The organism is Segatella sinensis (genome assembly GCF_040095255.1).
Classification (GTDB): domain Bacteria; phylum Bacteroidota; class Bacteroidia; order Bacteroidales; family Bacteroidaceae; genus Prevotella; species Prevotella sinensis.
This window is the reverse complement of record NZ_JBBNGE010000006.1, coordinates 56,872-69,867: the sequence shown is the minus strand read 5'-3', so window position 1 is coordinate 69,867 and position 12,996 is coordinate 56,872. Positions and strand designations below refer to the sequence as shown.

Genomic DNA, 12,996 nt, shown 5'->3' with positions numbered 1-12,996 from the left:
GTAAACCGTATTTTTATCTTATCTAATCTTTTACCAATTCTTGTCGTAAGCCTTTCTGCGTGGCTGGCTCATCGCCTTCTGCAACTTGCGCTTGGTGGCTTGCTCCTGCTGAACGGCGGCATTCAGGAGCTGCTCGGCATTCTCGCGGCTCATATTGTCCTGGTTCGGCTGGTTTTGGTTCTGATTATTCTTGTTATTCTTATTCTTGTTCTTGTTATTCTTATTATTCTTATCGTCGTTTTTATCCTTGTTGTCTTTGTTCTTGTCCTTATTCTGATCCTTCTTGTTCTTGTCCTTGTTCTTATCCTTGTTGTCTTTGTTCTTGTCCTTGTTTTGCGGATTGTTCTTGAGCAACTTCTTGCAGAGGGCAAGATTATAACGGGTCTCATTGTCCTGTGGATTGCATCTCAGCGCCATCTTGTAGTATTCGATGGCCTGGGCATATTCATGGTGGTTCTGCATGATTACGCCCATGTTGTGATAGCTGGCAGCACGGCGGAGGCGGTTGGTTTCCAACTGGGCAGCATTGGTAAACTGCTGTATCGCCATGGAGTCTTTCTGCTGCGCCATGAGCGCACAACCAAGATTGTATATCGCCTGTGGATTCTTCTGATTCTTGGAGATAGCCTTGCGATATTGGGTTTCTGCCACTGCCCATTTCTGAGATTTGAAGGCACGATTGCCCTGACGGATCAGGTTGCGATCAGTCTGGGCTCCGGCTTGTGCCGTACCCACCAGCAACATTGCCACTGTTACTATTATATAACGTATATACTTCATTTTTACATCTATATTTTAAAGCTTTTGCCCTTTCAGGGCGCCTTGCTACTACTCGCTTTACCCAGGGCGATGCCCTGGGCTAAGAGCTTCTGCCCTTTCAGGGCGAATAGGTGACAGCCCAGACTTATGAAGCTGCTTTATTTCGGCAGCTTCAAGGAATCCCTTTTGAAGAACTTAATGTTCCTGAGCAACGGATTCTTTACTTCCAGCATGCAGACCTCGATGATGAGCAGGAGGATGATGAGAATGCCCACAGCCTGAAACTGTTCATCATAGGCACTGTATATCACGCTGGTCATATCTCCCTTCTGCAACTTGGTAAGGTCATCATTCAATGCCTTTTCTGCATCACTCGTATTATCCACATGGATATACTGACCCTTGCCAGCCTGCGCCAGTTCGCGGCACATCTGCTCGTTGAGGGCAGTCATCACGGTATTGCCTGCGTGATCCTTCAGATAAGAGCCATCGCCCATCGGGATAGGAGCACCCTTGGTATTACCGATACCGAGGATAAACACGTTGATGCCCTTCTTCTGGGCAATCTCGGCTGCCTCCTTGGCACCATCCTCATGGTTCTCACCATCGGTAATCACGATGATGGCTCTACCCACATTGTCCTGCTGGGTAAAACTCTTGGTGGCAAGCGAGATGGCATCGCCGATATTGGTACCCTGAGTCTGGAGCAGCCCCGGGGTGATATTCTGCAGGAACATCTTTGCCGATACATAATCACTGGTGATAGGCAACTGCACGAAGGCATCGCCTGCAAAGACAATCAGTCCGATCTTGTCGTTGCTGAAGTTATCTACCAGATTCTCTATCAGCATCTTGCTCTTGTCGAGACGGGAAGGAGCCACATCCTCGGCAAGCATGGAATTGGAGATATCGAGACAGATCATCGTCTCGATGCCATTACGCTTGTCGTGAGAAATCTTGCTTCCCATCTGAGGGCGAGCCACCATCACGATGACGAGTGCCAAGGCTGCAAGCATCAGCACAAACTTCACCGTAGGACGGTATTTGGATATGTTGGGCATCAACTGCTTGAGCAGTTCCGGATCGCCCAATCTTTTCAGCTTAGCCTTTCGCCTTCTCCAGCCTACCAGACGAACCAGTATGAGCACCGGTATCAGCCAGAGCAGCCAGAGAAACGTAGGATCTTCAAATCTTAACATATTTATATGATGTTATAATCTATATTGTCTAAACTCCTCTTTCATCAAGGAATTCTTCTGAACCAAGTGAGGCGGAGCAATATCTCCAGGAGCAGTACCAGGAGTGCACCCAGGGCAAAAGGCTGATAGGCCTCATAACGCTTGGCAAAATGCTTCACATTAAACTTAGACTTCTCCAATTTGTCGATGTCCTTGTAGATTTTCTTCAACTCGGCAGTACTCGTAGCACGATAGAAGTTTCCATCGGTGGTCTGAGCGATGTCGCGCAGCGTCTGGGTATCGATTTCCACCGGGATATTGACATACTGTACGCCTCCTGCCACAGGCATCGGATAAGGCGCCACCTTGTTGGTTCCCACTCCGATGGTATAGACTCTGATGCCGTAGCTCTTGGCTATCTCGGCAGCGGTCATAGGCGAGATGTCACCCATGTTGTTACTACCGTCGGTGAGCAGGATCACCACCTTGCTCTTTGCCTTGGAATCCTTGAGTCGGGTCACGGCGTTGGCAAGTCCCATACCCACAGCGGTACCGTCGTCGATGAGTCCGCGAGCCGCAATATCAGTGCGGGTGTCATGCAGGAGTCTGAGCAGACTGGCATGATCGGTAGTCATCGGACACTGCGTGAAAGCCTCTCCGGCAAAGATGGTGAGTCCGATATTGTCAGTAGGACGGCCTGAGATAAACTCTGTGGCAACATCCTTCGCCGCCTCCATACGGTTTGGCTTCAGGTCCTCGGCAAGCATAGAGGTTGATACGTCCATGGCAAGCATGATATCGATACCTTCTACGGTCTTGTTGTCCCAGGAATAGTGAGTCTGCGGACGGGCCATAGCTATGACGATGAGCACGAAGCAGATGCATCTCAGCACCATCGGCAGATGGATGAGCCTAACGCGCATGCTCTTCGGAGCATACTGATAGATTCGTGTATCACTCATGCGCATCGTAGGCTCGCTCTTCTTCCTGCCCAGGAAATACCATAATATATAAGGTATCAGCAGCAGGAGCAGCAGAAAATATGCTTTACTTGCAAATTCCATTTCTTAATTTCTTTTTATTGTTTACATCACCAGCTCTGGATTTCTGAGCCTGATGACATTTACATCACGAGCATCGCTACCTGATAAACGATGTAGCCGAAGATGGCAACTACGCTGATGCCGCCCACCCAGAGCAGGGTCTTGATGAGTCGGCGCTGCTGCTGCGACTTCTGGTCTTCGGTGCTGAGCGTTGGAACGATCTTCTCCTCCTTAGGCTGCTCATCGGTCTTCGTCCGGTCGATGAAGTTGATGGCATTCACCAGGTTGGCATCGTTCTCGTTCATCGGAATCTCGTACTTGGCAAACTTCACCAGGTCGGCGGTGGAGAAGAGCATTCTCAGCTCGTCTATCATCTTCTGGTCGCCCGAAGCACGCAGGTGCTCGATGATTTCTCCACTGGTCATCTCCATCGCATTGAATCCGAAGCGGCTCACGATATAGGCACGCAGCGTATTGGTCAACTGTGTGTAGTACTCTTTCTGAGTCTCCTGGCTGGCGCTGGTATGATGATGCTTGATGTCATTGATTTCACGCAGCGCCTTCTCATGGGCAGGCACCCTCTTCACGATGCGGATGCGGGCGATGATAGGCTTGTTCTTCTTCAGACGATTACGGAGATAAATCATTGCACCACAGATGATAATCATCAGCAGGCTCAACCAGAAGGCGAAGCTCCACTCACTCCACTCGAAAGGATTATCCTGTACACCCTTTGCCGGATAGAACTGGTTAGGATGCACCGTATCTACCGGAACGGTGAGCACCTTCAGCGCCAACGGATTTCCGTGATAGCTCTTGCCGTCGATCTTCACATCGAGTGCAGGAACCACAAACACCTTCTCATCGAAAGAGGTAAGCGTATAGTCGCGGCTCACCTGGATGCGGTCATCACCCATCTGCATCGTGTCGCCCTTGCGCTGCTCCACCACCTCTACACCAGGTACAATCTGGTCCTGAGGTTTGAAGGATGGCAGCACGATTCTGGCACCCTTCCGGGCTGTAGCCTTGAGGTGCAGGATGGTCTGCTGTCCGATAAGCAGCTGCAGGGAATCCATGCGCTGCTCCACGGTCTGACCGATAGCCAGCGTAGAGCAACCCATCAGCGCCATCGTCAATATGATATTCTTTATTTTCATGTTATCTTACTTTAGCCTCTCTGTTTGAACAGCATCAGGAGCGCCTTCGAGAAGTCCTCGTTGGTGGCTACCGAAGTCCAATCTACCTTGCTCTTGGCAAAGAGCTGTCGCAGATTCTCCTGCTGTCGCAACCAGTTTTGGGTGTGAGCTACTCTCAATTTCTTCGAACTGGTATCGATATACATCTCGTGTCCCGTCTCGGCATCCATCACCTTGAGCAGTCCCACGTCGGGCAGCTGCTTGGCACGTGGATCATACACCTGTATTCCCACCACATCGTGCTTCTGGTTGGCTATCTGCAGCTGGTGCTGATAGTCCTTGCTATCGTAGAAGTCGCTGATGACGAAAGCCGTACAATGGCGTTTCATCACCCTCGTGAAGTATTCCAGGGCACATCCGATATCTGTACGCTGACTCTCGGGATGAAAGTCGAGCATCTCACGAATGATGTAGAGGATATGCTTGCGTCCCTTCTTGGGAGGGATATATTTCTCTATTCTGTCGGAAAAGAAGATGACACCTATCTTGTCGTTGTTCTGGATGGCACTGAAGGCAAGGGTTGCAGCTATCTCGGTAGCCAGGTTGCGCTTCATCTGGCGCATGGTACCGAAATCGAGCGAACCGCTCACATCCACCATCAGCATCACGGTAAGCTCTCGCTCTTCTTCAAAGACCTTGACGAAAGGGCGATGGAAGCGAGCCGTCACATTCCAGTCGATGTCTCTCACGTCGTCGCCATACTGATATTCGCGCACCTCGGCAAAGGCCATTCCCCTACCCTTGAAGGCAGAATGATACTGGCCGGCGAAGATGTTCTGGCTTAATCCGCGAGTCTTGATCTCGATCTTCCGAACTTTCTTTAAGATATCTTGTGTATCCAACTTAATTTACTTTGAACTTTGAATTTTGAACATTGAACTTTATGATTAGTGAAGCAAGTGAATTCTTCACTTTTCACTTAGTTCATCAAGGCACTTCCACCTTGTTAATGATACGGCTGACGATTTCCTCGCTGGTAATTTCGCTTGCCTCTGCCTCGTAAGAGAGGCCGATGCGGTGGCGGAGTACATCGTGAGCCACGGCACGTACATCCTCAGGAATCACGTAACCACGGTGCTTGATGAAGGCGTAGGCTCTGGCTGCCTTGGCAAGTGAGATGCTGGCACGAGGACTGCCGCCAAAGGTAATCATATCCTTCAATTCGCCCAGGCCGTAACGGTCTGGATAACGGGTAGCGAAGACGATGTCGGCAATATACTGCTCAATCTTCTCATCGATATACACCTCGTTGACGATGCTGCGAGCCTTCAGGATTTCCTCGGCTGTAGTAACCGGAGTCACGGTAGGCAGACCGCCCTGGATGTTCTCACGGATAATGAGCTTCTCTTCTTCGATGGTAGGATAATCGATGATAACCTTGAGGAGGAAACGGTCCACCTGAGCCTCAGGCAACTGATAGGTACCCTCCTGCTCTATCGGGTTCTGGGTAGCCATCACCAGGAATGGATTAGGCAAATGGAAAGTCTGCTCGCCGATGGTTACCTGATGTTCCTGCATCGCCTCAAGCAAGGCACTCTGCACCTTGGCTGGAGCACGGTTGATCTCATCCGCCAGGACGAAGTTGGCAAACACAGGTCCACGCTTCACATGGAAGGCTTCATCCTTCTGCGAATAGATCTGCGTACCGATTACGTCGGCAGGCAACAAATCGGGTGTAAACTGTATGCGGCTATAGTCTGCACTAATCAACTGTGACAATGTTTTGATTGCAAGAGTCTTCGCCAGACCAGGTACACCTTCCAGGAGAATGTGACCATCAGAGAGAAGACCGATAAGGAGACAGTCAACGAGGTGCTTCTGACCTACGATGACCTTGTTCATGCCCATTACCAGGTTGGTAACGAACTGACTCTGTTGTTCAATCCGGATATTCAACTCACGGATATCAATAGCTTCTGCCATAATCTTATTATCAATTTTACGTTTAATTCATTCTAAAAACTGAACAAAGGGCACTTCCAAAATGCCCTCCGTTCTCAAATCAAACGCAAAAGTACTCAATTATGAGCACAAAAGCGAATAAAGCTAACTAAATTATATTAAAAAAGTTTCACAAACGCTATTTTTAGAAACTTTTAATAAAGCAGGCACACGAAGCATCAGCGATTGCGATGCTTCATATACCATGGATGTACTAGGAAATTATACATCAGGAGAGAAACCACTGTCAATCCGAAAGCCGGATACAGAAGTTCCTTATACACAGGATTCAAGATCACCGGATCCATACCAAGACCCTTCGGATACAAGTCCTTCACCAGCCAGAAACCCAATCCGATTCCTAAGCTCAACCCCAGTTCCCACGCCAGGAAGAAGGAGCTCATACTGGTGCCACGCTGGCAATGCTTGGCAAGCTTGATGTAGAAAAGCAGGAATCGGCTTCCGATGATACCCACTCCCAAGGCAAGCAAGGCAGGTACAAGCATCTCTTCGGCAAAATCCTGATCGCTTAAAGAAACAAATTCTGCTGCCGCGATCAATATCAGTCCCACGATTACCTGACTCTTCAGCTCTGCATCAGCAAAAACGTATTTCTCTGCCACCAATGCCAGAAACAGTCCGCAAAAAAACATCGCATAGACGGTGAGAGAATGAGGCAGCGACAGATAGAAGCCCGGTATCACCATGATACATACAATATTGATGAACAGCGGAAATCCCTGAGGCAGGAAAAAGCGGTCGCTGCTGATGAGTGACACGTTTTCTGACGGAGCCTTGAACGGGAACTTCACTCTGGAAACCAGCACCAAGGCAACCAATGCCAATACTGAGGCTACCGGAAAAACGACTTTCATACTGAAGACATCATAGACCAGAAGCGACAGCAAAGGACCTACCGCAATAGAAAAGCGGGCAAACCAGGAGGTGATATAATTCGCCTCCGTACGCTGGAAAGATTCACAGGTATCGATAATCAGCGTACTCGCCAGCGACATCTCTGCCAAGCCCAGGAAAGCGCCCTGAATCAGACGCATCGCCACCAGCATCTCGAAGCCCACCTTGATGTTCCAGAAGGTTTCCAGATAATAAAGGACGACGAGACTGACTGCCACACCCAGGATGGACATCTGGCATACCCGATTGCGACGATAGCGCTGCACCAGATAGGAGCAGAAGCCACCCAAAAGAAAGATGCCCAAGCCATAAGCAGCATAAACCACGCCAACCTGAGTAACGGAATATCCCTCCTTAGCCATAAAATAAGGTATGCTCAGGAGGAGCATATAGATGCTCGTCATCAGGAAGAGATTGGCGAAGCAGAGACACCAGAAGTCACGGTGCCACAGATTAAAATGCACCGGGGTATTTTGCGTATCCATCTTAGTAGCTCTCTTCTGCGCTTGGATACTCTACGCTCTTCACGGCATCGATATAAGCCTTTACTCCCTTCTGCATCTCCTCGCCTACCTGGGCAAAATGGCGCAGGAATTTTGGCTTGAAGCCCTGGGTCATACCGAGCGCATCAGCATAAACCAAAACCTGTCCATCACAACCGTTACCAGCTCCAATACCGATAGTTACAGCGTTTACCTGACGTGAAACTTCAGCCGCCAGTTTGGCAGGAACTTTCTCCAGAACGATGGCAAAGCAGCCAGCCTTATCCAGTGCTTTAGCATCGCTGACCAGCTTCTCAGCCTCTGCATCTTCCTTGGCACGGATGCCATAACCACCAAACTTGTTCACGCTCTGAGGAGTAAGTCCGAGATGGCCGCAAACAGGAATACCGGCATTGATGAGTGCCTGAACAGTATCCAGGATTTCCACACCACCTTCCAGCTTCAGCGCATCCACGCCCGTCTCCTTCATCATTCGGCACGCATTGCGCAAGGCATCTTCCTTGCAAACCTGATAGCTGCCGAAAGGCATATCACAGAGCACGAGTGCATGATTGCAGGCGCGGGCCACACTGCGTGCGTGGTAAATCATCTGATCTACGGTGACAGGCAATGTATCAGCATTTCCAGCCATCACATTGCTAGCCGAATCACCTATCAGGATGGTATCGATGCCAGCAGCATCGATGATGCCTGCGGTAGTGAAATCGTAGGCAGTAAGCATCGTAACCTTCTCACCTGCCGCCTTCATTTCGGCGTAGGTCTTGGTTGTGATTTTCTTTTTGTCTGTAGATAAATATCCCATATAATTGTGTTTACTAAAAAGTATTATTCTTATCAGTCTATTTTCCTGATTATCCTTTCTCAGATTATCTATTTTCTGATTATCCTTTCTACAATCTTCTCCAGGTCATCGTATCCGAATCCATCGTAATCGGCTATCACATAGTCGCTGTATGGCTGGATGCTCTCAGCAGAATTGGTAGTAGCGAGTCCGAGGGTAAATGCACCCGAAGCTCTCACGGCCTTCAGTCCGTTGAAGCTGTCCTCCAGCCCCACGCATTCCTCCGGCTTTGCTCCGAAACAGGCTGCACCCTTGAGATAACAGTCAGGATCCGGCTTGCTTTTGGCAAAATCTTCGCTGGTGAGCACGCGGTCAAAATAGGTCTTGAACTCAGGATGATGCTTATACACCTGCTCCATCTTCTGCAGATTGCTGCTCGTCACCACAGCGCACTTCACACCATGCGCCTTTACGTCTTTCAGGAAAGTTTCGAATCCGGGAATGTAAGGAAACGACATATTCAGCTCGAATTCATCGAGCCGGGCTGTTATCTTAGCCTGTTCCGACTTGCAATCGGTGTATCCATCAATATGAGCGAATGTGGCATCATCAGAGAAGTACTTGTCGTAGATCTGAACCAGGGTCTGTCCCTTGATGCGAAGCGCAAAGTCAGGCATCTCCGGATGATACTCCCTGCCTATCATTCCCCAGAAAACGGAATACTGGCTTTCGGTATCGAAAACCACGCCGTCTAAGTCGAATAATGCTGCTTTTATCATTACTTTTTATATTAAATAAATACTATCTAACATCTTTTTCGGGTGCAAAGTTACACATTTTTTTGCTAACTAGCCCCGAAATAACTACTAAATATACAAAAAAAGCTAATTTTATTTTGTTTTATCTACAATTTGCACTACCTTTGCATCGGTTTATATACATTAATAAATAAAGTATATACATTAACTATTATAGATAGAAAGAAACAAAAACAAGATAGCATGAATATCATAGAGAAATATTTCCCTCACCTCACCGACAAGCAGAAGAAGCAGTTCGCTGCCCTCGACGGTCTGTATCGCGATTGGAATGCCAAGATCAATGTCATCAGCCGCAAGGATATCGACAACCTCTACGAGCACCATGTGCTCCACTCTCTGGCTATTGCCAAGGCGATCAACTTCCGCCCGGGCTCAGAGATTCTCGACTTCGGATGCGGCGGTGGTTTTCCGGGCATCCCGCTCGCCATCCTCTTCCCTGAGTGCAAGTTCAAGCTCATCGACGGCACCGGCAAGAAGATTAAGGTGTGCAATGAGGTGGCTGGCGCTATCGGACTCAAGAACCTGGTGGCTGAACACCTGCGCGGCGAGGACGAGAAAGGCAAGTACGACTTCGTGGTAAGCCGTGCCGTGATGCAGTTGCCCGACCTGATGAAGATCATCAAGAAGAACTTCAAGAAGGCTGGTCAGAATGCCCTGCCGAACGGTTTGCTCTGCCTCAAGGGCGGCAATCTGAAGGAAGAGCTCAAGCAGTATTATAAGATTTCAGAAATCACCCCTCTCAGCACCTTCTTCGATGAGGAGTGGTTCAGCCAGGACAAGCAGCTGGTTTATGTTCCTGCATAGGAGTGAAATTCATCAGCTTCACTAATCATAAAGTTCAAAGTTCAATATTCAAAGTTCAAAGTAAAAAAGTAAAATGCTACATATCGAAAGATTCCAAGTCAACATGTTGCAGGAAAACTGCTACGTGGTCAGCGATGACACCCTCGAGTGCGTCATCATAGATTGCGGCGCCTTCTATCCAGAAGAACGCAAGGCGATTACCGAGTATATCAGAAAGAACAATCTGAAGCCTGTTCATCTCCTCGTTACCCATGGTCATCTCGACCACAATTTCGGCAACGATACCATCTACCAGGAGTTCGGACTGAAGCCGGAAGTGGCACAGGGCGATGAGAAGCTGATGAAGGGTCTGGCTCATCAGGCAGAGACATTCTACCAGATGCAGCTCGACACCCACTTCCCTCCTATCGGTCATTTCTTTGAGGAAGATGAGGTAATCAAGTTCGGCAATCACGAATTCACCATCATCGAAACTCCGGGCCACAGCAACGGCTCCGTATGCTTCTATTGCGAGGCAGAGCACGTACTCTTCTCGGGCGATACTCTCTTCAAGAGTTCAATCGGCAGAACCGATTTTCCTGGCGGCAGCATGTTCCGCATCATCAACAGCCTGCGCCTTCTCGGCATGTTGCCGGATGAAACACAGGTGCTGCCAGGCCACGGTGAGGCTACCAGCATCGGCGAGGAATTGGCTCATAATCCATATATGGACCGATAGATTCAGAAGATAAGGACTTCAGATGATTCAGAAGAAATCAAACACAGAAAAGATTATCCTGGGCATTGACCCCGGCACCAACGTGATGGGCTATGGCGTGATACGCGTCATCGGCAACAAGGCAGAACTGGTGGTGATGGGCGTCATTGACATGCGCAAGGAGAAAGATCCCTACTTGCGCCTCGGCAGGATTTTCGAGCGGGTGACTGGCATCATCGACTCCTATCTGCCCGACGAGATGGCGATAGAGGCTCCCTTCTTCGGCAAGAATGTGCAGTCGATGCTCAAGCTCGGCAGGGCGCAGGGAGTGGCTATCGCTGCTGCCATCCACCACGACGTACCCATCCACGAGTACGCTCCGCTGAAAATCAAGATGGCAATTACCGGACAAGGTCAGGCTTCCAAGGAGCAGGTGGCGGCGATGCTGCAGCGCATGCTCAACATCCGGGAAGACGAGATGCCGAAATACATGGATGCCACCGATGCCCTGGGCGCTGCCTACTGCCATTTCCTGCAGATGGGCAGACCCGAAACGGGCGACAAGCACTATAGCAGCTGGAAGGATTTTGCTACCAAGAACGCCAGCCGCATAGAGAAAGGTACAGGTATGACGGGCCCGCAGGCAAAGCTTCTGGCGGCTATCAACCGTACCACGCACAAGTAGCCTAGCCCGGAAATATCATCCTGTTATCAAGCAACATATCAATAAAAAATAAGAGAGATGCAAAAGATTATCAGTATTCAGAATGGCGTAACCCGTATGCCGGAATGGCGTATGGCTGAGCCAGTTAACTTCGAGGCATGCGACGGCGAGCATATCGCTATCGTAGGTCCCAATGGTGGAGGTAAGTCGATGTTCGTGGACATCCTTGTGGGCAGACACCCGCTGTTGATGCACGATCCTGATTACGACTTTTCTCCTAGTACCAAGCCCCTGGTGAGCGACAATATCAAGTATATCACCTTCCGTGATACCTACGGAGGCGACAACGACCGCACCTACTTCCTGCAGCAGCGCTGGAACCAGCTGGAAATAGATGAGAACACGCCTATCGTCAAGGATAAGCTGGAAGAGGCTTATCAGATGGCTGGCGAAGATACTCCGGAGCGCAGACAGCTGCAGGAGCACATCTACGAGCTGTTCCACATGCACCACCTGCTTGACAAATACACCATCCTGCTGAGCAGTGGAGAGCTCCGCAAGTTCAAGCTTGCCTCTACCCTCTTCTCAGAGCCTCGCGTGCTGATTATGGACAATCCTTTCATCGGTTTGGATGCCGACACCCGCGACCAGCTCAAGGAGCTTCTCAAGTCACTCACCACCGAGCATCATCTGCAGATCATCCTCGTATTGAGCAAGAGCGATGACATTCCAGAGTTCATCACCCACGTGGTAGAAGTGAAGGATATGAAGGTATATCCTAAGCTTACCAAGGAAGAATATCTGGCACAGCGCAACCCCATCCCTGCCCACGTATTATGCGAAGAATTAAAACAAGCCATCATCAACCTGCCATATAGCGACCGGGAATATCACAGTCAGGAAGTGGTGAAGATGAACAAGGTTCGCATCCAGTATGGCGAGCGCATCATCCTCAACGATCTCGACTGGACGGTCAACAATGGTGAGCGCTGGGCGCTGAGCGGACAGAACGGTGCCGGTAAGAGTACCCTGCTCAGTCTGGTATGTGCCGACAATCCGCAGAGCTACGCCTGCGACATTGCCCTCTTCGGCAATCCTCGTGGCAGTGGCGAGAGCATCTGGGATATCAAGAAGCATATCGGCTATGTATCTCCAGAGCTTCACCGTTCCTATCAGCGTGATATGCCAGCCATCCGCATCGTGGCGAGCGGCCTTACCGATTCTGTGGGTCTCTACGTAAAGCCAAAGGAAAAGGATATGGACCAGTGCCGTTTCTGGATGAAGGTGTTCGGTCTGGAGGGTTTGGAAGACCGTGGTTTCCTGAAGCTGTCAAGTGGCGAGCAGCGCCTGGTACTTCTGGCACGCGCCTTCGTGAAGGATCCTGAGCTCCTCATCCTCGACGAGCCTCTTCATGGTCTTGACAACAGAAACCGCCGCCTGGTAAAGGATATCATCGAGGCATTCTGCAAGCGAAAAAACAAGACGATGATCATGGTTACTCACTATAAGGAAGAGCTCCCTGCCTGCATCGACCACAGCATCTTCCTGAAGAGACATACGAAATAGATATCCGTGTAAACAATATTCAAGGAAGAGAGGAACAGACGAAAACGCCTGGAAAATGGGAGAAAAAGAGATTGAGAATTTTCCCTTAAGGATTTTTATTTTTTTCCTTAAGGGAAAATATATTTTTC

At 49.5% G+C, this 12,996-nt stretch carries 13 protein-coding genes; 4 read left to right on the top strand and 9 right to left on the bottom strand.

Annotated features, from left to right (window positions below; genetic code table 11):
* Positions 1-30: 30 nt before the first annotated feature.
* The 9 genes from AAAT87_RS02955 to AAAT87_RS02915 all read right to left on the bottom strand — a co-directional run bounded on the left by AAAT87_RS02955 (position 31) and on the right by AAAT87_RS02915 (position 9,095).
* Entirely contained in the window at positions 31-780 is a 750-nt protein-coding gene (locus AAAT87_RS02955; RefSeq protein ID WP_349225570.1) for a tetratricopeptide repeat protein, read from the bottom strand.
* A gap of 137 nt (positions 781-917) precedes the next feature.
* Positions 918-1,958 (bottom strand): vWA domain-containing protein, encoded by a 1,041-nt coding sequence (locus AAAT87_RS02950; protein WP_349225569.1) that lies wholly within the window; start codon positions 1,956-1,958, stop codon positions 918-920.
* A gap of 44 nt (positions 1,959-2,002) precedes the next feature.
* Entirely contained in the window at positions 2,003-3,001 is a 999-nt protein-coding gene (locus tag AAAT87_RS02945; protein WP_117663105.1) for a vWA domain-containing protein, read from the bottom strand.
* Between the two features lie 59 nt (positions 3,002-3,060).
* The gene (locus AAAT87_RS02940) at positions 3,061-4,137 is read right to left on the bottom strand and encodes a hypothetical protein (RefSeq protein WP_349225568.1); all 1,077 of its coding nucleotides are present in this window, start codon (positions 4,135-4,137) and stop codon (positions 3,061-3,063) included.
* 11 nt (positions 4,138-4,148) lie between these two features.
* Positions 4,149-5,018: a DUF58 domain-containing protein gene (locus tag AAAT87_RS02935; RefSeq protein ID WP_295023477.1), complete on the bottom strand. Its 870-nt coding sequence runs from the start codon at positions 5,016-5,018 to the stop codon at positions 4,149-4,151.
* Between the two features lie 85 nt (positions 5,019-5,103).
* Positions 5,104-6,099: an AAA family ATPase gene (locus AAAT87_RS02930; RefSeq protein ID WP_349225567.1), complete on the bottom strand. Its 996-nt coding sequence runs from the start codon at positions 6,097-6,099 to the stop codon at positions 5,104-5,106.
* 197 nt (positions 6,100-6,296) lie between these two features.
* On the bottom strand, positions 6,297-7,517 hold the full coding sequence (locus tag AAAT87_RS02925) for an MFS transporter (RefSeq protein ID WP_349225566.1): 1,221 nt from the start codon (positions 7,515-7,517) through the stop codon (positions 6,297-6,299).
* Between the two features lies 1 nt (position 7,518).
* Positions 7,519-8,337, bottom strand: a complete 819-nt coding sequence (gene panB / locus AAAT87_RS02920) for a 3-methyl-2-oxobutanoate hydroxymethyltransferase (protein WP_295023473.1) — start codon at positions 8,335-8,337, stop codon at positions 7,519-7,521.
* A 68-nt stretch (positions 8,338-8,405) separates the two neighbouring features.
* The gene (locus AAAT87_RS02915) at positions 8,406-9,095 is read right to left on the bottom strand and encodes an HAD family hydrolase (RefSeq protein WP_296971329.1); all 690 of its coding nucleotides are present in this window, start codon (positions 9,093-9,095) and stop codon (positions 8,406-8,408) included.
* A 222-nt stretch (positions 9,096-9,317) separates the two neighbouring features.
* Between AAAT87_RS02915 and rsmG the strand changes: the two genes are divergently transcribed.
* The 4 genes from rsmG (at position 9,318) to AAAT87_RS02895 (ending at position 12,868) form a co-directional block, all read left to right on the top strand.
* Positions 9,318-9,941 (top strand): 16S rRNA (guanine(527)-N(7))-methyltransferase RsmG, encoded by a 624-nt coding sequence (gene rsmG, locus AAAT87_RS02910; protein WP_349225565.1) that lies wholly within the window; start codon positions 9,318-9,320, stop codon positions 9,939-9,941.
* Positions 9,942-10,014: 73 nt separating this feature from the next.
* Positions 10,015-10,659: an MBL fold metallo-hydrolase gene (locus AAAT87_RS02905; RefSeq protein WP_295023467.1), complete on the top strand. Its 645-nt coding sequence runs from the start codon at positions 10,015-10,017 to the stop codon at positions 10,657-10,659.
* Between the two features lie 22 nt (positions 10,660-10,681).
* Positions 10,682-11,323, top strand: coding sequence for a crossover junction endodeoxyribonuclease RuvC (gene ruvC, locus AAAT87_RS02900; protein ID WP_118311044.1), 642 nt, complete (start codon positions 10,682-10,684; stop codon positions 11,321-11,323).
* 57 nt (positions 11,324-11,380) lie between these two features.
* On the top strand, positions 11,381-12,868 hold the full coding sequence (locus AAAT87_RS02895; RefSeq protein ID WP_349225564.1) for an ATP-binding cassette domain-containing protein: 1,488 nt from the start codon (positions 11,381-11,383) through the stop codon (positions 12,866-12,868).
* The last annotated feature ends 128 nt before the right edge of the window (positions 12,869-12,996 follow it).